General features: G+C 49.1%; 18 protein-coding genes. 11 read left to right on the forward strand and 7 right to left on the reverse strand.

Features of this window, described 5'->3' with window-relative positions; all coding sequences use genetic code 11:
- Positions 1-325 precede the first annotated feature (325 nt).
- Positions 326-622: a hypothetical protein gene (locus ACO6UY_RS14025; protein ID WP_422490326.1), complete on the forward strand. Its 297-nt coding sequence runs from the start codon at positions 326-328 to the stop codon at positions 620-622.
- A 46-nt stretch (positions 623-668) separates the two neighbouring features.
- Here ACO6UY_RS14025 and ACO6UY_RS14030 read toward each other — a convergent pair whose 3' ends face one another.
- Positions 669-1,823, reverse strand: a complete 1,155-nt coding sequence (locus ACO6UY_RS14030) for a hypothetical protein (RefSeq protein ID WP_422490327.1) — start codon at positions 1,821-1,823, stop codon at positions 669-671.
- A gap of 521 nt (positions 1,824-2,344) precedes the next feature.
- Between ACO6UY_RS14030 and prmB the strand changes: the two genes are divergently transcribed.
- Positions 2,345-3,292, forward strand: coding sequence for a 50S ribosomal protein L3 N(5)-glutamine methyltransferase (gene prmB / locus ACO6UY_RS14035; RefSeq protein WP_269674703.1), 948 nt, complete (start codon positions 2,345-2,347; stop codon positions 3,290-3,292).
- A gap of 55 nt (positions 3,293-3,347) precedes the next feature.
- On the forward strand, positions 3,348-4,430 hold the full coding sequence (gene aroC / locus ACO6UY_RS14040; protein ID WP_422445734.1) for a chorismate synthase: 1,083 nt from the start codon (positions 3,348-3,350) through the stop codon (positions 4,428-4,430).
- Positions 4,431-4,510: 80 nt separating this feature from the next.
- Here aroC and ACO6UY_RS14045 read toward each other — a convergent pair whose 3' ends face one another.
- Complete coding sequence (locus ACO6UY_RS14045; RefSeq protein ID WP_422445732.1) at positions 4,511-5,806, reverse strand: hypothetical protein; 1,296 nt, start codon at positions 5,804-5,806, stop codon at positions 4,511-4,513.
- Between the two features lie 315 nt (positions 5,807-6,121).
- On the opposite strand from ACO6UY_RS14045, the gene ACO6UY_RS14050 reads away from it, so the two are divergent.
- The gene (locus tag ACO6UY_RS14050) at positions 6,122-7,795 is read left to right on the forward strand and encodes an ankyrin repeat domain-containing protein (RefSeq protein ID WP_422490330.1); all 1,674 of its coding nucleotides are present in this window, start codon (positions 6,122-6,124) and stop codon (positions 7,793-7,795) included.
- Positions 7,796-7,857: 62 nt separating this feature from the next.
- On the opposite strand, the gene ACO6UY_RS14055 is transcribed toward ACO6UY_RS14050, so the two are convergent.
- Complete coding sequence (locus ACO6UY_RS14055) at positions 7,858-8,016, reverse strand: hypothetical protein (protein ID WP_422445728.1); 159 nt, start codon at positions 8,014-8,016, stop codon at positions 7,858-7,860.
- Between the two features lie 48 nt (positions 8,017-8,064).
- On the opposite strand from ACO6UY_RS14055, the gene dauA reads away from it, so the two are divergent.
- Positions 8,065-9,798: a C4-dicarboxylic acid transporter DauA gene (gene dauA, locus ACO6UY_RS14060; RefSeq protein ID WP_422459659.1), complete on the forward strand. Its 1,734-nt coding sequence runs from the start codon at positions 8,065-8,067 to the stop codon at positions 9,796-9,798.
- Positions 9,799-9,859: 61 nt separating this feature from the next.
- On the opposite strand, the gene ACO6UY_RS14065 is transcribed toward dauA, so the two are convergent.
- A complete protein-coding gene (locus tag ACO6UY_RS14065) occupies positions 9,860-11,659 on the reverse strand; it encodes an AMP-dependent synthetase/ligase (RefSeq protein WP_422490352.1) in 1,800 nt (599 codons plus the stop codon).
- Between the two features lie 1,115 nt (positions 11,660-12,774).
- Here ACO6UY_RS14065 and ACO6UY_RS14070 point away from each other — a divergent pair.
- Positions 12,775-14,184 (forward strand): hypothetical protein, encoded by a 1,410-nt coding sequence (locus ACO6UY_RS14070; protein WP_422490332.1) that lies wholly within the window; start codon positions 12,775-12,777, stop codon positions 14,182-14,184.
- Between the two features lie 5 nt (positions 14,185-14,189).
- On the opposite strand, the gene ACO6UY_RS14075 is transcribed toward ACO6UY_RS14070, so the two are convergent.
- Positions 14,190-15,632 (reverse strand): TrkH family potassium uptake protein, encoded by a 1,443-nt coding sequence (locus tag ACO6UY_RS14075; RefSeq protein WP_422459655.1) that lies wholly within the window; start codon positions 15,630-15,632, stop codon positions 14,190-14,192.
- A gap of 129 nt (positions 15,633-15,761) precedes the next feature.
- Positions 15,762-16,739: an MDR family oxidoreductase gene (locus ACO6UY_RS14080; protein ID WP_422445719.1), complete on the reverse strand. Its 978-nt coding sequence runs from the start codon at positions 16,737-16,739 to the stop codon at positions 15,762-15,764.
- A gap of 213 nt (positions 16,740-16,952) precedes the next feature.
- Between ACO6UY_RS14080 and ACO6UY_RS14085 the strand changes: the two genes are divergently transcribed.
- The gene (locus ACO6UY_RS14085; protein WP_422459653.1) at positions 16,953-18,350 is read left to right on the forward strand and encodes an NAD(P)-binding domain-containing protein; all 1,398 of its coding nucleotides are present in this window, start codon (positions 16,953-16,955) and stop codon (positions 18,348-18,350) included.
- 60 nt (positions 18,351-18,410) lie between these two features.
- Here ACO6UY_RS14085 and ACO6UY_RS14090 read toward each other — a convergent pair whose 3' ends face one another.
- Positions 18,411-19,646, reverse strand: a complete 1,236-nt coding sequence (locus ACO6UY_RS14090) for an ankyrin repeat domain-containing protein (RefSeq protein ID WP_422459651.1) — start codon at positions 19,644-19,646, stop codon at positions 18,411-18,413.
- A gap of 421 nt (positions 19,647-20,067) precedes the next feature.
- Between ACO6UY_RS14090 and leuC the strand changes: the two genes are divergently transcribed.
- The 4 genes from leuC to asd all read left to right on the forward strand — a co-directional run bounded on the left by leuC (position 20,068) and on the right by asd (position 24,474).
- Complete coding sequence (gene leuC, locus ACO6UY_RS14095; protein WP_422459649.1) at positions 20,068-21,525, forward strand: 3-isopropylmalate dehydratase large subunit; 1,458 nt, start codon at positions 20,068-20,070, stop codon at positions 21,523-21,525.
- Between the two features lie 10 nt (positions 21,526-21,535).
- The gene (leuD, locus tag ACO6UY_RS14100; RefSeq protein WP_422445711.1) at positions 21,536-22,186 is read left to right on the forward strand and encodes a 3-isopropylmalate dehydratase small subunit; all 651 of its coding nucleotides are present in this window, start codon (positions 21,536-21,538) and stop codon (positions 22,184-22,186) included.
- A gap of 14 nt (positions 22,187-22,200) precedes the next feature.
- Positions 22,201-23,283 (forward strand): 3-isopropylmalate dehydrogenase, encoded by a 1,083-nt coding sequence (leuB, locus tag ACO6UY_RS14105; protein ID WP_422490334.1) that lies wholly within the window; start codon positions 22,201-22,203, stop codon positions 23,281-23,283.
- Positions 23,284-23,352: 69 nt separating this feature from the next.
- Positions 23,353-24,474, forward strand: coding sequence for an aspartate-semialdehyde dehydrogenase (asd, locus tag ACO6UY_RS14110; protein WP_422490336.1), 1,122 nt, complete (start codon positions 23,353-23,355; stop codon positions 24,472-24,474).
- Positions 24,475-24,529: the final 55 nt, after the last annotated feature.

A 24,529-nucleotide genomic window follows, 5' to 3' on the forward strand; every position in this document is an offset into this window, starting at 1 on the left:
TTCTTTGAGATTTTCGTGGTTAGTTCTTGGGCGTTATTCATGAAGGGGCTGATATTGCAGGGAGCACCTGAACCAAAAGCAAAAGCAAAAGCAAAAGCCAAGCAAGTTAAACCTGGTGAACAGACAAAACGAAAAATGATCAGCATCCGGAGTTTATTTCCTGATACGGCATAGTTACCAATAAAAAACCATTTTCTTCAGTGTATTTAAATTAACCTATTGATCAGTTTTTTTTCTGATGGTTCTGGTTGTGTCTAAAAAATCAATAAAACAATTAAGGGAAAATCTTCATTTTTCTATTTTTTGCGGGAATTGCTGCTCGGTGATGGGCAATCTGTCGGACCTTGGCCGGGAGGGCATTGTGTTTACCGGTGGTCATTACGGTTCACAGCCGGAGTACCTGTTTACCCGCCTGAATGATGTTAAGCCGGAAATGATTGAGGAAGCGACCCGTAAGGCCCGGGAAGTGGCGGAAAAGTTTGCCTCGGATTCACAAAGCGAGCTGGGCAAAATCAAGAGAGCTTCCCAGGGGCAGTTTTCCATCAGTGATCGTGACCGGAATAACCCCCATATCAAGAAAGTCCGGGTGGTTGCGACGATTGAGTATTATCTCTCCGATTGATGATCACAGCAGGTTATCTGCTGACGTTTAACCAGTCGTTAGCAATTTATAACTGGGTTGAGAGGTGTTTAACCTCTCTTTCGACAGATTCTCTATTGCCATATTGAGAGAGTTCATATCTGATGTGTGCGTTCAATTCATCGGAATTAAGCCGGTCAAGTTTATCGTTGTCGTGGATATCCCTGCTTTGGAAATCCATAGATAAGAGTAAGAGGAATCGCTCCTTGGCTAACAATGAGTCACTGTCCAGGATTTGCCTGCAAAATTCTTCGGATGCAACCATTTTTTCTCTCAGGGGATTTCCTAGGTTATAAAACAATCCATTTGATAATTTATCAATGAAAATAGTTAGCAGGTTTTCGGCAGTTCCTTCGGGCTCTCCGGGATTCAGGTCCGGGCGGTCAAGTAGCGTAAGTGCTAAATCGGGGTTGTTTAACAATATTGCCTGACCGATAAGGCTAACAGGGATCTTTCCTTCAGTCACTCCTTTACTTGTTTTATAAAATGATGATTCACGAGGGAATTCAATATGAAAGGAAGATTTAAATCCTCCATGATAGAAAAATTCTATTTTTGTATTTACCTGGGTTCTGGGATCGCTGGCAAGTAATGCACTGATTTTACCTCTGTTTTTGGCTCCTGCCTGGCTGTTTACTAATTCCGTTGGTGTCATCCACATAGAAACATATGAATCTTGAATATCATTGATACTGTTCAGGTCGATTTCCTTGCTTCGCAGTAACACCTTCATTGTTTCTGATGTGAAATTAGCAGGCGAATAGCTAGAGTGCCTGCCCCTTTGAGGGAACAGGAGTGGGAGGGGAGGTTTTTCATAACTCTTACTCGCCAACACTGTATTCGGTGATGCTCCATAGTTAATTAACAATTGAAATGCTTCAGTGTTGCCATGGACTGCAGCCTGAATGGCCGGGTTTTGATTTTGTTGCTTCAAGCAAAGTCGCAAAGATGTCGGGTGCCTGTCAAGAATACGGTTGATCAGTTTAGTATCGTTATGTTTGGCTGCTTCCATTAATGCTGAATCCGGTCCCCTTGTTTTCAGATGCAATTTGTCAACTTTATGCTGAGTCCAGGAGCAGGTCCGTGCCTCACTGCTCTGTTGTCCACGAGTTGAATGACTACTGCCAGGCAGGCTGTAATTTCCAAGAATATGGCTATTGGTTGCTCCACCAGTGGCTATCATCTGTCGTCTCCATTTTTATATTACAGGGGAATGCTTTGATTTTTTTTTTTTTTAAAGTTCACAAGGCTTCGGACACTTTTTCTCGAAAATATCCTGTGACGTGTATGTAAACGACTAATATATAGACATCAATATTCGTTTATTAAAGCTATTCATAAACGACACAGTACATAATGCTTTGGACGCTATGGCTATGCTGAAAAAAACACAGAATACCTTCATCCTACTACTCATTTTGGCACTTGTCGTATTTCAGGGAAAAGCTATCTTCCGTAATCTGAGCAGATACTCATCAATTAGTGAAAAGCGGTTTAGTCCTTGGTAGGTATCCCTGAATGATGTTAAGCCGGAAACGATTGATTATTTTCTCTCCGATTGATGATCACCACAGGTTGTCTGCTATCTGTTAAACAGCCGTTACCCCTGAGCAGGGAATATGCTATTTTATGCCGCCTATATAAGGCAGTAAGGGTTCGGCCCAGCGTGAAAATTCCGGGCGTTACGAATCCGAAGGAGCAAATGTGACAGGTTCCAATGAGTCCTGCGAAGGGCTGGTGTCTATTCGAGACTTTGTACGCTGGGGAGCAACCCGCTTTAATGAGGCGGGGCTGTTCTTTGGTCATGGCAGTGATAATGCGCTGGATGAGTCCCTGCATCTGGTTTTCCAGGTATTGCAGCTGCCCTGGGATCTTCCCGACCAATATCTTGACAGTCGTTTAACCCATCGTGAGCGTGAAAAACTGGCCAACCTGATTGAAGAGCGAGCGGTCAGTCGTAAACCCCTGGCCTATCTGGTCAATCAGGCGTGGTTCTGTGATATGCCATTTTATGTGGATGAGCGGGTGCTGGTCCCCCGTTCTCCCATTGCCGAGCTGATTCTCCAGCAGTTCCAGCCGTGGCTGGGGGATGTAGAGATCAGCCGTGTGCTTGATCTGTGCTCCGGTTCCGGGTGTATTGGCATTGGTGCAGCCCATGCTTTTCCTGAATCCCAGGTGGATCTGCTGGATATTTCTGAAGATGCACTGGAAGTGGCCAACATCAATATTGATCGCCATGAACTCTGGGGCAGGGTGCAGGCCATTAAGTCGGATCTGTTTGATTTTCTGGATGCTTTGCCAGAGCGTCCCAGGTATCAACTGATTCTGAGTAATCCACCCTATGTGGATGCTGAAGATATGTCCGATATGCCGGAAGAGTTCACCCACGAACCCGAGCTGGGTCTGGCCGCCGGAGATGACGGGCTTGATTTCGCCCGTACCATTCTGGCGCAGGCAGCTGATTACCTGGATGACCAGGGGCTGCTGGTGCTGGAAGTAGGCAACAGTCAGTGGGCTTTACAGGATGAGTATCCGGAAGTACCGTTTGTCTGGCCTGATTTCGAAAAAGGCGGTCATGGTGTTCTGGTGCTGTCCGCTGAAGATTGCAGAAAATATCAGTCTTTGTTCAAAAATCGGTTAAAAGCCCTGTAAGGGGCTTTTAGCCATTTTGGGAATTTTCTGAAAATAACAATGAGATCGCTCAAGTATGGCAGGAAATAGTATAGGACAATTGTTCAAGGTAACTACCTTTGGTGAATCCCACGGTCTGGCACTGGGCTGTATTGTTGACGGTTGCCCCCCGGGGTTGCCCTTAACAGAAGCGGATCTTCAGGTTGACCTGGATCGTCGTAAGCCCGGTACCTCCAAATTCACCACCCAGCGTCGTGAGCCGGATCAGGTCAGAATCCTCTCCGGCGTTTTTGAAGGGGTGACCACCGGTACCCCCATCGGCCTGTTAATTGAAAACCAGGACCAGCGCTCCAGGGATTACTCCAATATCAAGGATCTGTTCAGACCCGGTCATGCGGATTACACCTATGCCCATAAATACGGTGTCCGGGATTATCGCGGTGGTGGCCGTTCATCCGCCAGGGAAACGGCCATGCGAGTGGCTGCTGGCGCTATTGCCCGCAAGTTCCTGCAGTCCAGGGGGATTGAAGTGCTTGGCTGGCTGTCCCGGATCGGCGATATTCAGGTCGAGAAGCTGGACTGGGATGAAGTGAGAAACAACCCGTTCTTCTCGCCAGATGCGGACAAAGTCCCGGAAATGGAAGCGTTGATTACCAGCCTTCGTGCCGAAGGTAACTCCGTGGGCGCTCGTGTTTCCGTGATGGCAACCGGTGTTCCGCCAGGGCTTGGTGAACCGGTTTTTGACCGCCTTGATGCGGATCTGGCCCATTCACTGATGAGCATCAATGCGGTCAAAGGCGTTGAAATAGGTGACGGGTTTGCCAGTGTCAGCCAGAAAGGTACAGAGCACCGGGATGAGATTACCCCGGATGGCTTCCTTTCCAACCATGCCGGTGGCACCCTGGGTGGTATCAGTACCGGGCAGGACGTGGTTGCTCATATTGCCCTGAAGCCAACATCCAGTATTACCACCTCAGGAAAGTCGATTAATAGTCAGGGCGAGCGGGTGGAGGTCGTCACCAAGGGGCGCCATGATCCCTGCGTAGGTATTCGCGCAGTACCCATTGCTGAAGCGATGATGGCGATTACCCTGATGGATCATTTTCTGCGGCACCGGGCACAGAATGCCGATGTCGTTAGTCCTATACCGGTTGTTTAAAGCACCAAAAAGGCCAGTAACCGAACTGGACACTGGCCTGAATGTTCATGCTGAGTCTTTACACGGACAGGACTTTCAGATCATGGGCGAGCCAATTTGATAGCTCTCTCAATCTTAATAAATTTCAATACTTCTTTGAAAGTACTCTGGCTCTGGTTTGCTTGCCACTGTTTTAGAGTTTTTTCGACAGTTTCCAAACCATCAAGATCACCACGATCAAGGATTGCTTTGATATCATCCTGCCATTGCTCACCTTCTACATAACCAGGAGTGTTGAATTTTTCTAACAGTTTGCTGGCCCCATTTTCCATATCTAAGGGCATGACAGATGGTGTTGTGGCTTGTTTTGGTTTGATTAAGTTTTGTGCAACTTGTCGGTTCGTTGCGCGAGCTTTCTTGATTTCTTCCATACGAACTTTGTAAGCCTTTTTTGCGTTGGCAATATTTCTCTCTTTTCGATCCTTGAACAGATTCTTGTTCGCCTTGTACTTATCCAGACTGGAATTAACATGAACCGCTTTCTGGCCCCCTTTTTCAATATTCTGGTGATAACTCTGCTTAAGTTCTGCAATTCTATTTTTATAATCTGCTTCTTGCTTCGCTATGTCAGCTTTCATTGCCTTTTTGGCATTTGCCATTTCCTGTTGGTATTCTTTGCTCGCTGCCGCGCCCAGTTCCCTGCTTATCTTACCGTAAGCAGAGGAAATCTGTCCTTCCAGCTTGTGGAGAGCCTCTTTTGCTTCAGTCAACTTGTCCTTATTATCACAGTGCTTGTTAAAACAATCCTGTGTTTCGGAGTTCTGGAATTGCTCTTTAATATTATTGACTTGTGATTTTATCTGGCCTTTACCGCTTGAGTTGATTTTTATGTTTTTTGAACCGCTACTGGTTGGAATTTTTAGATTTTTTACTTTATTTAGGTCTTTATCATTAAAACTGCCTTTATTAAATAATTTCAAAGCATCTGAATATGAACTTTCAAACTCTTTGACCTTATTCTCAAGTGCCTCAACTTCTTTCTTACTTTCTTTTACTTTAGAAACCAGTTCATTGTATGCCTTTGCGGAATTTGCTGAGTCTGATTTTCCATCTTGACCTTGTATTTTACTGACTCTCTGCTGCTGAAAATAATTTACCCTTCCCCAATTGGTTTGTTGGATTTTTCGGCTAAACAACTTTGTAATTACTTTCTTTGGTTTAGATAGATAATCATTGTCATAAGCCCTGCTCAGACCTGGCTCTTTCGTACCTTTAAAGGTTGTCACTAACTTACCCAGAAAGGATTTTTTAACGGGAGTGGCACCGTTGATAGAAGCATCGGATGGCGGTACTTGAACATTTTGTAGTGTCGAACCAGCAACTCTCGAGCTATCCATAGTATTTCTCCAGCATTCCTTTGGACTTGATAAGTACTAACTGTAGTCAATAAAACCAACGCTTTGTGATTTGATGCTGGGATAGGGCGGAAATGATCAATATAATGACACAATCAATGGTTTTGATAATGAAAACACAAAAGGGTCAACCAATACGTCAAAGAGAGAATGTAAGAATCTGCACGGCAATAAGATGCCGCATGGTTCATTTTATTCGTTTAATACAGGCATGCTGCTCACCTGCTTAATTTATAAGAAATATTGAACGGGAACTTTTGCGTCATTTAATGGACAAACACAATAACATTTGGCCGATTGTCCAGTATTTTACGTACTATCGTTCAAATTTTACTAATGCAACATGAGTTAAAAGTTATGCATGGCTTAGAATTAAACGTCTCTCTGCAGGGCGTGATGACACCCGCTGATTCGGTAGTCTCTAAAGGGGATAATCCGGAAATTGAAAAATGCAATTTCTGTTTTGGCAATCTGGGTGATCAGCGTACTGTTGTTATGTTTCCCTGTACCCATAGCTACCATAAGATGTGCATGGAAGAATTTCTGGAAGTCCCAAAGAATACCACTTGCCCGGGATGCAATCATAGCGTTACCCATTGTTTATCACCTGATGAGACGCCGCTCCTGGTGGCAGCTGCAAAAGGTCGGCCTGACGCTATCAGTGGCCTGCTTGCCCTCGGTGTAAATGTCAATGACAGCACCGAAGATGGGCTAACTCCCCTCCATTGCGCTGCCATCAAAGGTGATGTAGCGACTTTAGAGCATCTTGTCCGCCATGGTGCTAACGTCAACGCCCTCACAAGAGGTATGACTCCACTCCATTTTGCGGCGCAATTCGGGCATCTCGATACCATCTGGTTCTTGCTTGAAAATGGTGCAAATATCAATTACCAGGCAAATGTGATGGAAACGCCCAGTCAAATCCAAGACAGGCGTGATTGGAACGTTTTATTGGCTTCGGTGGAAAAGTGGCAGGGCCTCCCTTTGGGATCCACTCTCGAATACCATGGAAGCGATGCGCAAATAACAAGCTACGGGAAAACTCCCCTGCACTGTGCCATTGAAGCCGGGCAGGAACAGGCTGTTAACGATCTGGCCGTTGCCGGTGCCGACATCGAAGTACTCATTGGTGAAGGCAAGACACTGCTCAGCTGGGCAAAAAGTGAGGGGAAACTGACGAAATCCATAATTTGTTCTTTAGCCAATGCAACTTGTGATACTGAGGCCCCCTGCGAAGGGGCACGTGCAGAGCTGCTTAGTGCATTGATTGAAATCAATGACTGGGCTTTATTCGACAAATTGTTGGCCAATACCAGGGGGGTTGCTCTTCATAAACTTCAATGCCTGGGGTCCAGTCAGCTCGCCTTTTTCCGGTCGGTTGAATGCGGTCAGACAGATATTATCAAAGCCATGATTACCAGAGGCGCTGACGTTAACGGCCTTAACGATCGTGGTATGACTCCACTTTACCGTGCAGTCTGCGAATGCCAGCCTGAAAGCGTTGCAACGCTGATTGCAGCAAATGCTGATGTCAATGCCACTATGGGAGAATATAGGTGGACCGCCCTCCATCTTGCGGTTAAAAAAGGTGAGTCATCCATTGTTCAGCTCTTGATTGACGAAAACGCTAATGTCAATGCCTGTGTCTCAGACGGGGAGATCCCGTTCCCCCCCGATAAAGCGTTTGACAGATATAAAACAAATTCAACAAACGGGGGTACCCCTCTTCACATTGCAGTTGAAAATTGTCAGCCAGAGATTGTTGAACGCCTGATTGCTGCAAAAGCTGATGTTAATGCCCTCAATACTGCAGTACATACCCCTCTTAAAGTTGCACAAGTCCTTCTCGACAGGGCAATTTATCATGTGGATCACCTGAATGACTTTGCCGCTATCAATAAGGTTGAATCTTACCAAACTATCATTCAACTCCTGCAAAGTGTAAACGCAGGTTCAGGTTTTGAATATTGAGTTTGTTTGGTAGTGCTATCACTGTTCCGGGGCAGTGATACAAGCACAATGGGGCGGTTGATTCAGGTTCGCACGATGCGTGAGGGAGTCAGTCCGTCGCCAATGGGCAGCAGATAGCCCGGTTGGTCATCGTTTTCAGCAATGGTTCCTGCCGCTGTCCAGTGAGAAGGAAAATCTTTTGCAGCACATAATACGCATAGCCGCTGTCTGGATTTAGGCATATTATACTGCGCCTTTCTTCTTCCTCTTCTCTTGAACAGGCCATTATCGTGCCACATCGAGCCCATCTGTTGTCACTGAAGCTTTGCCATGCCCTGAGTCAGGCCTGCATTGCCGACAAGTATACTGGCAAACGTTTTGCCAGCGACCTGCTGGCGGGACTAACCGTCGGAATTATTGCCATCCCGTTATCCATGGCGCTGGCCATCGCCAGTGGTGTTGCGCCACAGTACGGTCTTTATACGGCGATCATCAGCGGATTTATTATCGCCTTGCTGGGCGGGTCCCGTTACAGCATATCCGGCCCCACCGCTGCCTTTGTGGTGCTGTTATTTCCTATTGCAGAAAAATTCGGTCTTGCTGGCTTGCTGCTGGCAACGGTTATGTCAGGCATCATTCTGGTGCTGATGGCTCTCATGCGCCTTGGACGTCTGATTCAGTATATACCGGAGTCGATCACACTGGGATTTACCGCTGGTATTGGTGTTGTGATTGCCACACTGCAGCTGAAAGATTTCTTTGGTATGACCATCAGTGCCATGCCTGAGCACTATTGGGAAAAAGTAACAGCTCTGGTCAATGGAGTGGGCAGCACCCATTGGCCAAGCCTGCTGATTGCCATCGTGACACTGGCCGTGATGTTGTTGTGGCCCCGGTTAAGGTTGCCCATTCCCGCTCATTTACCGGCGGTGATTCTTGGCAGTTTACTCGCTCTGATCATGGGCCATTATGGTTTCGATGTTGAAACGATTGGTAGCCGATTCCAGTACCTGCTACCTGATGGCTCCATGGGTATGGGGATTCCTCCGGTCCTTCCCGAGTTTGCCTGGCCGTGGATGCAGGCGGGTGTCGATGGTCAGCCATCTGGTATCAGCTGGTCACTGGTTCAGGCCCTGCTTCCTTCCGCTTTTGCCATTGCCATGCTCGGGGCTATCGAATCGCTGTTGTGTGCCGTCGTGTTGGATGGCATGACGGGTAAACGACACAGTGCAAACAGTGAGCTGTTAGGGCAAGGCATTGGCAACATGGTTGCGCCATTCTTTGGCGGGATTCCAGCCACTGCCGCCATTGCCCGATCAGCCGCCAACGTCAAGGCCGGGGCACAGAGCCCGGTAGCAGGGATGGTCCATGCCCTGGTTGTGCTGCTGGCGCTGGTAGCACTGACCGGTATTCTTGCCTGTATTCCCATGTCTGCGATGGCTGCTTTGCTGCTGGTGGTTGCCTGGAACATGAGCGAAGCACCTAAAGCGGTGCACCTGTTGAAAACGGCTCCGCGCAGTGATGTGCTGGTTTTTCTGGTCTGCTTTTTCCTGACGGTTGTCTTTGATATGGTCATTGCCATCAGCGTTGGTGTGGTACTGGCCGCATTGCTGTTTATGAAAGAAGTCGCTGAGATGATCCAGGTCAGGGATATCACCAGGGACAAACGCTATGTAGATACGCCAGTAGCGCCAACAACGGCCGTCCTGCGCATCGAGGGACCGCTGTTTTTTGCCGCTGCTGATCATGTTTTTGGAGAGATCAGTCGTTTAAGCCAGGATAAACATACGATTATTTTACAGATGGAAAATGTCCATCTGCTGGATGCGGGCGGTCTCTCGGCCCTCACGCGATTGATTGAACAGTGCAGGAAGCACCATACCCGGCTATTGATCAGTGAATTACAGTTCCAGCCATTAAAAAACCTGGCCCGGGCCGGCGTTGAGCCTGTAGAAGGTGTGGTGAAATTTTATCCTTCATTGAATGATGCGTTGCTGGACGGGTGTCGGTCGGTTAAAAAATAACAGCGTTAAAAAAAGGCATCCGTTCAGATGCCTTTGTTGTGATATTTACAAGGGATAGTTATCAGGCTTTGCTGGGAGTGTACATGGCCTCAATCTCTTTCTTAAATCGCTTCATAATAATTTTACGACGCAGTTTCAGGGTTGGCGTGATCTCACCCAGCTCGATGGAGAACTCTTTGGGCAACAGCGTAAATTTCTTCACCTGTTCAAATTTAGCCAGCCCTTGCTGGATTTTATTGACCCGCTCCTGAATCAGTTCCTGAATGCTGTTGTGCTGAATCAGTTCCCTGTGGTTCTGGTATTTCAGGTTCAGCGCCTTGGCGTGTTCTTCCAGAGCTTCAAAGGCAGGAACAATCAATGCCGTTACGTAGTTTCTGGCATCGGCAATAATGGCAATCTGTTCGATAAAGCGGTCTTTGGTCAGCGTGCCTTCGATGTATTGTGGTGCGATGTATTTACCGTTGGAGGTCTTCATCAACTCCTTGATGCGTTCGGTCATACGCAGCGCACCGTTCTCATCGATCAGACCGGCATCGCCGGTGTGCAGCCAGCCGTCCGCAGTAAAGGATTTTGCGGTTTCTTCCGGCTTTTGGTAATAGCCGCGCATGACGTTGTCGCCTTTAACCTGAATTTCACCTTCTGCACCGATGCGCACCTGTATGCCCGGTAAAGGAATACCACAGGAACCAAACTCAAATTCAGTATCACGGAAACAGGTCACGGTTGCCACGGTTTCCGTCATGCCGTAACCCACTTTCACATCAATACCAATGGCATGGAAGAAACGGTTGATGTCGTCATCAAGACGAGCGCCGCCACAGGGCATAAACCGGATATTACCGCCCAGGCCCGCGCGAATTTTGCTGAACACCATTTTGTCGGCGATACGGTTGAGCTTCTCCAGATAAGCAGGTGCCTCAACACCTTTGCGGCGGTATTCCATGTGGGCGTTGCCAATGCTAACCGCAGTTTTAAAAATCATACGACGAATAAAGGGGGCTGTGGCAACTTTACTGTGAATGGTCGTATAGACTTTTTCAAAGAATCTGGGAACGGCACAAAGCACCGTCGGCTTAACGGTTTTCAGCGCTTCACTGACCTGATGGGGCTCTTTGAGATAGACATTGGTAACGCCACGGGCAAGGGCGTAAAAACTCCAGGCACGCTCAAAAATATGGCTCAGCGGCAGGAAGCACAGCGAGGTGTCCAGGCTGTCCAGGTGGATGATCTGGTCATGGCCACGGAAGCTGGCTGCCATATTGGCATAGTCCAGCATAACGCCTTTGGGCTCGCCCGTGGTGCCTGAGGTATAGATCAGGGTGAACAGGTCTTCCATGCAACGGGAATTCAGCCTTTCTTCAAGAATGGCCGGTTCAACACCGTGCTGGATAAAGTCGTCAAAGTAGATAGCCTGCGGGCAGCTGCTAATATCAACCGAGCGGTCAAAGATAACTATGGTCTTTAATGTGGATGACCGGGCCAGTAACTCAAGCGCACTATGGTATTGTGCCTGTTCACCCACAAACAGCAGACTGGCTTCTGTCTCATCCAGAATGTATCTGACCTGCTCGGTGGTGCTGGTGGGGTACAGCGGTACGGTAACCAGTCGTGCCTGAAGGCAGGCCAGGTCGGCTACGGTCCACTGAGGCATGTTCTGGGACCATATGCCCACTTTCGCCTGTACCTGCAGGTTTTGCTTTAACAGTGCGCGGGAAGCCTGGTCAATCTTTTTGCTGAGCTGATGCCAGCTGACTTCCTGCCACTGATGAGCATCCTGATCAGCGCTTTGAGTGACGAAGCGCATGGCAATATGTTCCGGGTTGCGCTGGGCACGATCACGGATCTGGCTGATCAGGTGCATATTCAAGGTGGAGTTCATCGGCACGGAACGTATTCTCAACAGCTGGATGAAATGTAGACAACAAGAAACCAAATGTTACAGGATGGCTTGGAAGACCAAAATTGATCCAGATCATTTTTGGTGAAATTCTGAGCAGGAAAATGTAACGGTTAGTAACGATAATTGCTGGATGTAAACACATCCCGCCATTATTGTCAGATTTGTGTAGATTATACCATCACTGAGTCTGCAAAATCTGTTTTTATATGCGTTTATTGGCCAGTGCGTTGTGCTTGGCACAGCTGATGATGAGCCATTACCTAATGGATTAATGAATTATTATGATTCCCTCAGAATATAACTTGTTCCGCTGTGAACCTGCGTCCTCAGGTGCCGGGATTAACAAGTCTGAAACACATGACACGCTTTTACAAAGCCAACAGGATCCAGCTCACGCTACGGTGACTGACAGCCTTTCCAGACGCACTGTAGAGCCCAAATTCACTAATAATTACCTTGGTTCTTCAGGTTTCAGTTCTGCTTTTTTTGATACCGGGTCTCAGGAATACCTTCTCCTGGTAAAAGCCATCGGTGTTATGGAAAAAGGGCCAGCGTTTAATGAAGATAAGCTGGGTCCTGTTTCCAGGAAAAAAATGACCGTTGCCCAACTGAGAAAAAAGAAGAGGGAATTAAAAGCTGAAGAAGATAAAAAGTTGAGTGAGCTGGAGTATCTTACGGTGCGAATCTTATATGCAATCAATACTGGAAAAGAAATACGGCAGCAGGATATTGCTTGCATTCTTGAGATATTGTCTGATTTTTACAGCTCTCGATATTTTATGAATTGTATGTTTTTCATTATTCATAAAGTGTTAAGTGATCAGTGTGCTGAAACAAATATGGTATTAACCGAAGTCGTAAAGAATCAGTGTGGAGGAATTATTGAGCTAATCTACAAAATTGTACTTAGCGGGGATGATGTGGGGTTTGTATCAGAGTTTTGGTACGTAGGGTGGGATCTTTATTATGTTTTTAATATTATCGCCTGCTGCGTGAATTTGGATGGCAGTGAGCGTTGTGCACCATTCTTTAGTCCTGAGCTACCTGTGAAGTTGGCATTGAAATGTTTACAGCAAATGCCTGGTGTAACTGAACAGGAAAAACAATTTCTGGAAATGAAAAAGAAACGCGGGGATGATGAATCAGATATTCATACTTTACAATTCAGTTTGCTGGCAGGAAAAGAAATTGACCTGGAAATGCTGATTTCCCGTGTAAAAAATGGTTGTCAGAGATATCAGCAAACGGGTTTGAGTGATATGAAAAAATATACCGAGTATCTTGGGCTGTTGCAGTTTTTGTTTTCCGCAACAGTGTGCGCTTTGGAAAGATCCGGGGAGGATGCTCGCAAATTGCTTGACTGTTACGATTGCTTTTCCTATCTACAGCCTTCCGCAGGCGTATTGAAGCAATATATGCTGGCCAGGTGCGAAGAAAAATCCGGCGCTATTGATGCAGCAAGCCGAATTTACCAGTCTTTGGTCAGCGGGGAAAGCCAGGTACCTTTATACGAAGAATGGATTACCTGTCTGGAAAAGCTGGGTGATAACGGTGCTATTGTTCAGGGCTGCATAAGTGCTGCTGACTATTACAGAGCCAAAGATATTAAATGGCGGGAGGAGTACTATGAGCACAAGGCTGCCGACTATATGCTGATTATGGCAAACATGGATGATATTGATGTCAGCTCCATGCAGTCTGACGTTGAATCACAATCTAAAGCCGCCAGCAGTAAAAAGCACAAAGTTAATCGAAAAAACAAAGCTAAACGGGGGGGCGAACATCATGCAACGCCTTCCCGTTCTTCCCTGTCGGCAGAAAAAACAGAATCTTTTCAATCCTGTCCAGCTGCTCGACCTTACCCGTCAATAAAAGCCAGACAGGATAAGGCTCATGCTACACCTTCAGAGTCAGGAAGCGCGAAAAATGGGCGGGATTACTGGCGAGAGTTGAATGCGCTGTTTGTGGATTATTATCACCTTCCTCACCGATACCGGGATACTGTCGAGAGCTTTTCCCGGGAAGCCTGTCGATGTTTCCCAAATGATATATGGGTTCTTCATTCTGCCGGTTGGGGATTTCATCTTATTGGCGATGAAATAAAAGCCGCTGAGTTGCTATTGAAAGGTTTGCGTCACTATCTGGGCCGTTTCCCTGAGGTCAAAAGTTTTATACCGGTTAATATTTATGGCAATTTCGAACAGGGTCTGGATAGACTGAAAGCGCATCCTGAGATAACACCCAGCTCATCCGCAGGCCTCAATGTGGCTGCTTATTTAAGCTCTCTGGCGTATGTGTATCGAAATCTTAATAAACATTGCGATGATCAGATGCGCTCTTTGGCTAATTGGCTGAACCCTTCCAGGGATGCCCGCAAAAAAGAAAAACAACGCGTATCTTTCACGGCAAAGGTGAATGTGATTCCTGCAGGAGTTGACCAGGTTACCAGAAGGTTTATGGCTTTTGGCCATGGTTGTCGTGAGTAAATCCCTCAGCCCTTCCAGAAAGCAGGCGTAAAAAGTACCAGAACGGTAATCACCTCAAGCCTGCCCAGCAGCATGCCGGCACTTAATAGCCACTTGGCGACATCCGGTAGAGAACTGAAGTTTCCTGCAGGACCAATGACGGCTCCCAGGCCGGGACCGACATTGGCAACCGCTGTCGTGGCTCCGGAAAGACTGGTGATGGGGTCAAGATCGCAGAGGGACAGTAACAGACTCATTAAAGCAATCAACAGGATGAAGAAGAAACTGAAACCGATTAACGAACGGAGTATGTCACTGCTGATTTGCTGGCCGTTATAGGTTTGTACAAAGCAGGCCCTGGGGTGAACCAGTTGCTTTAACTGAATGTTCAGAAGTTTGCCGCCAATTTGAAACCGGAAAATTTTGATGCCTCCTGCAGTTGACCCTGAACAACCGCCCACCAATAACAGGAAGAAAAAGGTGAGGTTGGCAAGACCACCCCACAGGGTATAGTCACCGTAGGCAAAGCCGGTGGTGGTGATGGTTGAGGTGGTATTAAAGGAGACCAGGGTGAGTGACTGGGGAAAGGTGTAGTCAGAGTGGCAGCATAACCAGACACTCAGAACCAGCCAGACTATCAGCAGAAAACCGATAAAGGCCTGTACCTGGGTATCCTGGTAAAAGCAGTTAACGTCACCCCGCATACAGCGAACAAAAAGAACAAAAGGGAGGCTGGCAAGTATCATGAAAATGGTGCTGGTCCAGATAATAAACGGGTTTTTAAATAACCCCATGGATGCATCTGAGGTGGAATATCCGCCGGTTGAGACTGTGGTCATGGCATGGTTTATGGCCTCAAAGCCGGTCATACCACCCAGGAAATAAAGGTACGCGCAGATAGCCGTCATGATCAGATAGACAGTAACGATACCCTTGGCAATACTGCCTGAACGGGGCATGGCTTTCTCGGACCAGTCAGACGATTCGCTCTGGAACAACCTCATACCACCCACTTTGAGAAAGGGCAGAACGGCAACCGCCATCACAATAAAACCGATGCCGCCAAACCATTGCAGCAGTGACCGCCAGATCAGCACACTGGGGGGCATCTGATCCAGACCAGTCAATATGGTGGATCCGGTGGTGGTAATACCTGACATGGTTTCAAAAAAGGCATCGGTGAAACTGACGGGAAGTTTGAACCAGAAGGGCAGTGCTGCAAAAGTGCATACTGCCACCCAGCAGAGTGTGGTCAGTACAAATACCTGCCTGGGCTTCATATTGAAGTGTTCTGGTTTGAAATTGATGGTCAGGGCTGCGCCGCTAATCAGCGTAATGGCCGCAGCGGCGACAAATTCCCAGATATTCGACTCACCGGTCAGCAGATCATAGATGACCGGAATCAGCATAAACTTGGCCAACGCTGTCAGGAACAGGCCAATCACATAGAATACCGGACGGTGTTTCATTACTTTTCAATGGCAGTTACTGAGAAATAAAAAAGTTGGTACGCATCGTTTGGAGGGAAGTCAGATGCTTCTCGGACAGCCTCCTAGGATCGCATCTGACTTGAAGAAGTTTAGAAGGTGAGAGCGTTATTACAACTTAATCAGTGTTCTGCCGGTGACTTGTCCATTAGTGATGGCCTCTGCGAGTTCAGGCACGGCATCCAGTGACACTTCTTTGGCCGCGTCGCTGTAGAAGGACTCTGGCAGCAGCTCAACAATACGGTTCCATGCCTGCGTACGTTTTTCAATCGGACACATGACCGAATCAACACCCAGAAGCTTAACGCCTCTGAGAATAAAAGGCATAACCGTGGTTGGCAGATCAAACCCACCGGCCAGGCCGCAGGCGGCAACAGCCCCCTGGTAATCAACCTGTGCCAGTACCTTGGCCAGAACCTTGCTGCCGACGGTGTCAATGGCACCTGCCCAGAGCTGTTTTTCCAGCGGACGTGCGGGTTCAAGCAATTCTGCACGATCAATCACCCGGTCAGCCCCGATGGACTTTAACCAGTCACTGTTTTCCGGGCGACCGGAAGCGGCAACCACCTGGTAACCCAGCTGATCCAGCAGCGTTATGGCAACACTGCCGACACCACCGCTGGCACCGGTGACCAGAATCTCACCTTTCTCAGGAGTAATACCTGCGTCTTGCAGCGCCATGACACACAGCATGGCTGTCAGGCCGGCAGTACCGATAATCATGGCCTTGCGGCTGTCCAGTCCAGCAGGCATGGAAACCAGGTAGTTAGCAGGCACGCTGGCTTTTTCGGCCATACCACCCCAGTGGTTCTCACCAACACCCCAGCCGGTGAGGATAACGGAATCACCTGGCTGGTAGCGGTCATCGCCTGAGGAAATGACCTGACCCGCGTAGTCGATACCCGGAACCATCGGAAAATCACGGATAATTTTTCCCTTTCCGGTGATGGCCAGGCCATCCTTGTAATTCAGTGATGAATAGTCAACAGCAACAATAACATCCCCGGCTGGCAGGGTGGATTCATCCAGTTGTTCTATGGAAGCGACAGTGTTGTTGTCCTGCTGGTTCAGTACTAGCGCCTTGAACATAAACGATAATCTCTAAAAAGGTCGGGGCGTAAACTATACTCCTGCAATTGGCAGGTGGCGAGGATTGATTATTGCTGCTTTTATCCTGATTCAATTGGAAAGGTTATATTTTTTACCCGGGCAGCCATGAATGCATTAAGAAGTTCGTTTCCCTGTTCCCCGTCTTCCGCTGTTGCTTCTGGGAATAACCATGTCACTGGTCAGAAGGTTCGGGTGAAGGTACTTGTGGTTGGCGCTGGCCCTATCGGCCTTTTTGCCATGCAGCAATTGGAAGGGTTGCAGTTTTACCATAACGAAAGACTGTGTACTGGCAGTAATAAAAATTCATTTCTCGCTCGAAAAGTGCTGGTTCATGATATGTCTCCCCAGGGCCATAACCCTAATGACGTTAAAATGATATCGGGGCAGAAGTTTGCATCCCTCTACGATAAAAAAACGCACAGCTATGAACGTTGTCTGGAATGGCATTTTGATAGTGGGCAAAAACTGGACTGGATGATGTGCTCGGACGAACCCGTGGGAGGGAGTTGGAACACTTATCTACCATCACAGCAAACATTGAGCGATTACCGTGAGATGGGATTGCCTGACTATCCCATTGAACAATGTGATGTACGCAAAATTCCCTTGCCACCTCCACCACGCCCTTGCCAGCGGGTGGTGACCGACGGTGAATCTCTGCTCAAGTATTACCAGGACTATGGAAAAAAAATATTGACGGAATCCCGGGCAGTTCCAGGGCGAGTGGTCTCTGCAACTCAGGCCGGTTCTGTCTGGCAAAGTGGCCTTTTCTGGGAAGTTATCGTTCGGGGAGCGGCCGGGCAGGAGACCCAGATCCAGTGTGATTATTTAATGCTGGCGATCGGCAAGAAAAAGCCAAACTTGTTAAATATCCCCGGGGAGCGGGATAATCCCCATGTCTCTCATTGGACCCATGAGGCCTGCCGGGCGATGGATAAATTAGCACCGGGCAGTAAAGTTTTAGTGGTTGGCAACAGTTATTCAGCTAGTGATACGATTTATGAAGCCTGGCAAAAAGGCATGAAAGTTATCCATCTGCTGCCTGCCAAAATTAAAGAAGAAGCCTTAAGTGTGAAAAACCAGCCGGGTAAATGGGGAAGACATCCGTTGATCCAGCATCTGAATTATAAAAGATCAAAGCGCCATTACTCGGTGGCAGAGGCAATGGCATGCCCTGAAAAATATCAAGCTGGTTATGAACAGGGATTGGACTGCAGGCTGGTCGGCATTGAAAAACAACGGTTGTGCCATATTGTTCAGGAATTGGCAGGGACGGAGGAACAGCACTTCCAGTTAGAATTTGATCATATTGCTCTGTTGACCGGGGTAAAAGTGGATTATCCCTTCTTTCCTGATACTTTAAAGTCTACTCTGACTCAAAGTAATGGCTATCTGGATCTTTGTCCTGAGACGATGGAAAGTAATGCCTGTCAGAATTTATTTTGTATTGGCTTCAGCGCCGGTGAGTCATTTTTAAGCCACTCGTTGGGTCATGCCGTGGCGGCCGTTGAAACCATCAGGAAGAGGGAACAGGATAAAAAGACGCAAATGATGAAACGTGATGAGGTGGTTCCCATGGAATGGGAGTAAGGATGATCCGTCAACAGGAAAACGATGGAGACATACGATGTGCATCAACATTTTGGGCAGTCACTGAACAGAGCAACCCCAACCCCAGCGTTGCTGGGATGCATCAGTCAGCAGCTGCTGACAATGGATATTGTCATTTTTTATGGCCAGATGCAGCGGCGTCATCCCATTCTTATCGGTACTGTGGATATCCGCATGGTGAGCGATTAACAGTTGCACCACCTCGAGACGCCCCCAGTCAACCGCCCGGTGCAATGGGGTTTGGCCAGAGATATCTTTGCTTTCCAGATCCGCCCCATGGTCTATCAGGTACAGCATCTTCTCCCTATTTCCCATGACAGAGCTGTAAACGACGGCATGGTGCAGAGGCGTGCACAGGGACTCATTAACGGCATTCACGTTCGCCTGGTGGGTGATCAGCAGTTGCAAGCAGTCTATGCTACCTTCCGAGGGACTCAGGGCAGAGTGGTGCAGAGGCGTCTTGCCCGACTTGTCAGCGGCATTGATGGCCACCCTGTTATCCTGCAGAAGCTGTTGCAGGTTATGGATGTAGCTTTTTTTCGCAGCCAGGTGCAGAGGGGTGAGACCATCATCATCGGCAACCGTCGGGTCTGCGCCGTAATCCAACAATAGTTTCAGAAACTCGCCATTATTATTTTCGATGGCCAGATGCAGGGGGGTAGAGCCGATATTGTCCCTGCAATCAAGTTCCGGCCCATGCTTCAGTAACTCCCTCAGGCACTGGTCATGGCCTCTGGCAGTAGCCAGGTGCAGGGCCGTATTGCCCCGGTGATCGGCGGCATTGATATCGGCAGAATACTTGAGCAGAAGTTGCGTGAGTTCCGCCTGGCCTGCCTTGACAGCAACCTGTAACAGCCGGACACCCTGACCGGTCACGGCTTCACGAAAATCCTGTCGGGCAATGCCGGGTTCCTGCGCCAATAGTGTCTTGAACGTGTCCATATCCCCACGGCAAGCTTGTCGGCAGGCACAAAGTGCCAGAGGTTCGCAATAGGGTGAGGTTTCAATTTTCCGGGCCCCGGCCAGACGCTCCAACGGCACTGCCGGTTTCAAGAAGGGTGGACATTGACAACAGTTTCTTTCTGCAATTTCATGTTCACGGCCCGGCCTGCATTCCAGGATTTCAGCAATGCACCCAAGGTGAACGGTGCGCCCGCAGCAATTAGTCCTGACCAGAGAGCGCCCGTCGAAATCACCGGTTGCTGAAGCATCGATGGCGTCTGCAGGACCGGTTTGCTGTGAGCAGTACATGGAGCATGGGCCGATAGTATTCATAGTGGTGTTTCCTGACTTTTCAGTTACCAGCACACTAAGGCATTAATGTTCAAACTATTCTCAGCCAGCCTATTCTAGGCATAAAACCGTCAACCTGTTCGCAAAAGTAGTAAAGCTCTTTAATAAGACGCTTCTGAATCAGCAATCTGGGTGTCCTTTGATTCCAGAAAGTTATCAAAACCAGAAAAAAGATGAATTTGAGTAATTTTCTATGAGCGACTAGGATAGGCATTTTTAGGGATAAGCTGAAATTATTGATAAAAATACCAGGGTTTGTTGACGTATCGTTGCGGGCCTATCGGGAAGCGCAGTCTGGTTCACATTAAAGTGTCATGTGCGCGAAAGAGATCGTAATAAAACTGCACATAAATCAAACAAAAAACAGTCTTTTTCTGTTAATTGCAGCAATGAGGATGGTTCAATGGCTGGCCAGGCTTTCGATGTGAAAAGCAGGGGTAAAACGCTTTATGACAAGTTGTGGGATGCCCACCTTGTGCTTCAGCGTGACGATGGATCCGCGTTGATTTATATCGACCGGCAGCTGCTCCATGAGGTGACATCACCACAGGCGTTTGAGGGGCTGAAGATGAATGGTCGACAGCCATGGCGGCTGGATGCCAACCTCGCCACACCTGATCATAATGTACCCACTACGTTGAATGAGCGCCAGCACGGTATTGAAGGGATTGCGGATCCGGTGTCAAAAATCCAGGTCAAGACGCTGGATGACAACTGTGATCATTTTGGTATCACCCAGTTTGATATGCAGGATCAGCGCCAGGGCATTGTTCATGTGGTTGGCCCGGAGCAGGGCGCGACTCTGCCGGGCATGACCGTTGTCTGCGGTGACTCGCACACCTCAACCCACGGTGCTTTTGGTGCACTGGCCCACGGTATCGGAACCTCGGAAGTTGAGCATGTACTGGCGACCCAGTGTCTTGTGGCCAAGAAGATGAAGAACATGCTGGTTCGGGTTGATGGTTCCCTGGGCGCCGGAGTCACCCCGAAAGATGTGATCCTCGCCATTATCGGCCGTATCGGTACAGCGGGGGGTACCGGCTTTGCCATCGAGTTTGGGGGCGACGTCATTCGTAATATGACCATGGAAGGGCGAATGACGCTCTGTAATATGGCCATTGAAGCCGGAGCCCGGGCAGGCATGGTGGCGGTTGACCAGACCACCATTGACTATGTGCAGGGCAGGCCGTTTGCTCCGATGGGAGAACAGTGGCAGCAGGCGGTCAAGGTTTGGGAAACCCTTCATTCAGACAGTGATGCAGTGTTTGATCAAATCGTTGTGCTCAATGGTGATGAGATAAAGCCACAGGTCAGCTGGGGAACCTCCCCGGAGATGGTGTTGCCGGTGGATGCCCGGGTGCCTTCCCCGGAGGATGCGCCGGATGAAACCCGTAAAGAGGGCTACGCCCGTGCCCTGGAGTATATGGGGTTAACCGCAGGCCAGAAGATTACCGACATTCCTGTTGATCGGGTGTTTATCGGCTCCTGTACCAATTCGCGCATTGAGGACTTGCGTGAGGCGGCAGCTGTGGTAAAGGGCAAGCAGGTGGCTGACACGGTTAAAGAGGCTCTTGTGGTGCCGGGCTCGGGTCTGGTCAAGGCCCAGGCGGAGGCAGAAGGGCTGGATAAGGTGTTTCTGGCCGCTGGCCTTGAGTGGCGTGAGCCTGGGTGTTCCATGTGTCTGGCCATGAATGCCGACAAGCTCGGGCAGGGCGAGCACTGTGCATCCACCTCTAACCGGAATTTTGAAGGTCGCCAGGGCTTTGGCGGGCGAACCCATCTGGTCAGTCCGGCCATGGCGGCTGCGGCGGCCATTGCGGGCCATTTTGTCGATGTCCGTCATCAGACATCCGTAGTGTAAGGGGAGAATCATGCAGGCTTTTACCGTTCATCAGGGTTTAGTGGCTCCCCTGGATCGTGCCAATGTGGATACGGACATGATCATCCCCAAGCAGTTTCTCAAGTCCATCAAACGCACCGGCTTTGGTGTCAATCTGTTTGATGAGCTTCGCTATCAGGACGAAGGTTATCCGGGGCAGGATTGCACCAAACGTCCACTGAATCCGGAGTTTGTCCTGAATCAGCCCCGTTACCGGGGCGTGTCCATCCTGCTGGCCAGGCAGAATTTTGGCTGTGGTTCCAGCCGGGAACACGCCCCCTGGGCCCTGGATGATTTTGGTTTCCGCTGCGTTATTGCGCCAAGCTTTGCGGATATCTTTTACAACAACTGCTTTAAAAACGGCATTCTCCCCATCACCCTGTCGGACGAGGTGGTAGAGCAGCTGTTCAAGGAAGTGGAAGCGAATGAAGGGTATCAGCTGACGGTGGATCTCCAGCGCGAAGTGGTGGTTAAGCCTGATGGTACAGAGTTGCCATTCAGCATTGATGCATTTCGTCGTCACTGCCTGGTCAATGGTCTGGATGATATTGGCCTGACCTTGCAGGATGCGGATCAGATCCGCCATTTTGAACAGCGTTATAAAGCAGATAACCCCTGGCTGTTCGCCAGTAAAAATAATTAACAGCGGAGCTTTTCATGAGCAAGCAGATGTTATGTCTTCCAGGTGATGGCATCGGCCCTGAGATTATGGCTGAGGCCCTGAAAGTACTGGATGCGGCCAAACTGCGTTTTGGGCTCGATATTGAAGTCAGTCATGGTCTGGTGGGCGGTGCGGCCATTGATCAATATGGTGTTCCGCTGAGTGATGCAACCCTGGCGCTGGCCAGGAACGCTGATGCGATCCTGTTCGGTTCGGTGGGTGGTCCGAAGTGGGATGATCAACCCATGGCGAACCGTCCTGAAAAAGGGCTGTTGCAACTTCGCGCTGAACTGGACCTTTTTGCCAACCTTCGTCCGGCCATACTTTTTCCGCAACTGGCCGAAGCTTCCAGTTTGAAGCCAGAGCTGGTGGCTGGTCTGGATATTCTTATTGTGCGGGAGCTGACCGGTGGCATCTATTTTGGTGAGCCCCGTGGCGTCCGAACCCTGGAAAATGGCGAACGGGAAGGTTATAACACCTATGTCTATCGGGAGTCTGAAATCCGTCGTATCGCCAGGGTGGCTTTTGAGGCAGCCCGAAAGCGGGGTGGACGACTCTGTTCGGTGGACAAGTCCAACGTGCTTGAAGTGACCGGTCTCTGGCGGGAAGTGGTTATTGCCGAGTCTGCCGGTTACAGCGATGTTGAGCTGAGCCATATGTACGTTGATAATGCCGCCATGCAGCTGGTTCGGGCTCCGAAACAGTTTGATGTGATGGTGACCGGTAATATGTTCGGCGACATCCTCAGCGACTGTGCGGCAATGTTGACCGGCTCGATTGGTATGTTGCCATCAGCCTCCCTGAACGAAAAGAACCAGGGAATGTATGAGCCGGTGCATGGTTCGGCACCGGATATCGCCGGGGAGAACAAGGCGAACCCTCTGGCGCAGATTTTGTCCCTGGCGATGTTGCTTCGCTATTCGTTGGCCGAAGCTGTCGCTGCGGATGCCATTGAAAAAGCAGTCAGCGATGTTCTGGATAAAGGCTATCGTACCTGGGATATCGCCTCTGAAGGTTGTCAGTTGGTGGGCACCGCTGCAATGGGTGATGCGGTTGTTGACTGTTTGTTAAATGCATAACAAATATATAATGTTGGCGGCTTCTGTTGTCTGATTTGAGCAGGGGCCGTTTTTTCGGGGGAGCGCATTATGAAAAAAGTAGGTTTTGTTGGCTGGCGAGGCATGGTGGGCTCCGTATTAATGGAGCGTATGCAGGAAGAAAACGACTTTGCCCGTTTACAGGGCAAGGGTGTCGAGCCGGTCTTCTTCACCACCTCGCAACTGGGTCAGCCCGGACCCGATGTTGGTGTGCCTGTGGGCGACCTTCAGAATGCCCATGATATAGACGCTCTCAGAGAAATGGACGTTATTATTTCCTGCCAGGGTGGCGATTATACCGGCAAAGTCTTCCGGCCATTGCGTGACAGTGGCTGGCAGGGATACTGGATTGATGCCGCTTCCTCCCTGCGGATGAACGACGATGCTGTGATTATTCTTGATCCCGTCAACCGTGCTGTGATTGACCGTGCGCTGAATGACGGTGTTAAAAATTTTATCGGTGGTAACTGCACCGTTTCCCTGATGTTGATGGCCATCGGCGGGCTCTTTCAGCACAATGCCGTGGAGTGGGTCAGTGCCATGACCTATCAGGCCGCCAGTGGTGCCGGTGCCAGAAACATGCGTGAGCTGATCAGCCAGATGGGCTCTATCCAGAGCAATGTTGCTGCCGAGCTGTCTGAGCCGGCCAGTGCCATTCTGGATATTGATCGTAAGACTGCTTCCTTATTAAGAAGTACTGATCTTCCGCAGAGTGAGTTTGGTGTGCCTCTGGCAGGCAGCCTGATTCCTTACATTGATAAAGAGCTGGAGAATGGCCAGAGCCGCGAGGAGTGGAAGGCTCAGTCCGAGACCAACAAGATTCTCGGGCACCAGGCTGCACCAATTCCTGTGGATGGTATCTGTGTTCGCATTGGAGCCATGCGCTGTCACAGTCAGGCATTGACCATCAAGCTGCGTAACGATATTCCCATGGCGGATATTGACGCGATGATTGCCGGTGCCAATGACTGGGTATCCGTGGTTCCAAACCACCGGGAAGAGACCATGCATCAGTTGACACCCGCAGCGGTCACCGGCCGTCTGGATATTCCGGTGGGCCGCCTGCGCAAATTGAATATGGGGCCTGACTATCTGACGGCATTTACTGTGGGTGATCAGCTGTTGTGGGGAGCTGCAGAGCCACTGCGTCGTATGTTGACCATATTGCTCTGAGTGTCTGCTCCTGTATTGAAATAGCGTTCTATAGACAACAGAGGTTTCATACTAG

This window comes from Endozoicomonas sp. ALE010 (genome assembly GCF_049310165.1).
Lineage (GTDB): Bacteria > Pseudomonadota > Gammaproteobacteria > Pseudomonadales > Endozoicomonadaceae > Endozoicomonas.

Coding starts and splice junctions, on each gene's coding strand:
- leuC (WP_422459649.1), top strand. CDS start 20,068: ATGGCTGGCCAGGCTTTCGATGTGAAAAGCAGGGGTAAAACGCTTTAT.
- aroC (WP_422445734.1), top strand. CDS start 3,348: ATGGCAGGAAATAGTATAGGACAATTGTTCAAGGTAACTACCTTTGGT.
- ACO6UY_RS14080 (WP_422445719.1), bottom strand. CDS start 16,739: ATGTTCAAGGCGCTAGTACTGAACCAGCAGGACAACAACACTGTCGCT.
- leuB (WP_422490334.1), top strand. CDS start 22,201: ATGAGCAAGCAGATGTTATGTCTTCCAGGTGATGGCATCGGCCCTGAG.
- ACO6UY_RS14055 (WP_422445728.1), bottom strand. CDS start 8,016: ATGCCTAAATCCAGACAGCGGCTATGCGTATTATGTGCTGCAAAAGAT.
- ACO6UY_RS14075 (WP_422459655.1), bottom strand. CDS start 15,632: ATGAAACACCGTCCGGTATTCTATGTGATTGGCCTGTTCCTGACAGCG.
- asd (WP_422490336.1), top strand. CDS start 23,353: ATGAAAAAAGTAGGTTTTGTTGGCTGGCGAGGCATGGTGGGCTCCGTA.
- ACO6UY_RS14030 (WP_422490327.1), bottom strand. CDS start 1,823: ATGATAGCCACTGGTGGAGCAACCAATAGCCATATTCTTGGAAATTAC.
- leuD (WP_422445711.1), top strand. CDS start 21,536: ATGCAGGCTTTTACCGTTCATCAGGGTTTAGTGGCTCCCCTGGATCGT.
- ACO6UY_RS14070 (WP_422490332.1), top strand. CDS start 12,775: ATGCCTGGTGTAACTGAACAGGAAAAACAATTTCTGGAAATGAAAAAG.
- ACO6UY_RS14025 (WP_422490326.1), top strand. CDS start 326: ATGGGCAATCTGTCGGACCTTGGCCGGGAGGGCATTGTGTTTACCGGT.
- ACO6UY_RS14065 (WP_422490352.1), bottom strand. CDS start 11,659: ATGCACCTGATCAGCCAGATCCGTGATCGTGCCCAGCGCAACCCGGAA.
- ACO6UY_RS14045 (WP_422445732.1), bottom strand. CDS start 5,806: ATGGATAGCTCGAGAGTTGCTGGTTCGACACTACAAAATGTTCAAGTA.
- ACO6UY_RS14090 (WP_422459651.1), bottom strand. CDS start 19,646: ATGAATACTATCGGCCCATGCTCCATGTACTGCTCACAGCAAACCGGT.